This is a genomic window from Streptomyces odontomachi (genome assembly GCF_024435355.1).
GTDB lineage: Bacteria > Actinomycetota > Actinomycetes > Streptomycetales > Streptomycetaceae > Streptomyces > Streptomyces odontomachi.
The window spans coordinates 1-564 of sequence record NZ_JAMJWG010000094.1 but is presented as its reverse complement, the minus strand read 5'-3'; the positions used below and the strand labels follow the sequence as shown (position 1 = coordinate 564).

Annotated in this window: 1 protein-coding gene; it reads left to right on the top strand. The window is 68.6% G+C overall.

Annotated features, from left to right (window positions below; all coding sequences use genetic code 11):
* On the top strand, positions 1 to 564 hold a 564-nt coding region (locus NQO67_RS43525), incomplete at both ends, for a TCP-1/cpn60 chaperonin family protein (protein ID WP_305127004.1).

Below are 564 nucleotides of genomic sequence, written 5' to 3'. Positions count from 1 at the left end.
GGAAGGCGAAGCGCTCGCCACGTTGATCGTCAACAAGGCCAAGGGCACCTTCAAGTCCGTCGCCGTGAAGGCCCCGGGCTTCGGTGACCGCCGCAAGGCCATGCTCGGCGACATCGCCGTCCTCACCGGCGGCACCGTCATCTCCGAAGAGATCGGGCTCAGGCTGGAGAGCGCGGGTCCGGAACTGCTGGGCAGTGCCCGCAAGGTCACCGTCACCAAGGACGAGGCGACCATCGTCGACGGCAACGGCTCGAGCGACCAGGTGCAGGGTCGGGTCAACCAGATCCGTGCCGAGATCGAGAACTCCGACTCCGACTACGACCGCGAGAAGCTTCAGGAGCGGCTGGCCAAGCTCGCCGGTGGTGTGGCGGTCATCAAGGCCGGTGCCGCCACCGAGGTGGAGCTCAAGGAGCGCAAGCACCGCATCGAGGACGCTGTTCGCAACGCGAAGGCCGCCGTCGAGGAGGGCATCGTCGCCGGTGGTGGCGTGGCCCTGCTCCAGGCCGCCACCTCTGCCTTCGGTGCGTTGGACCTGGCGGGCGACGAGGCGACCGGCGCGGCCAT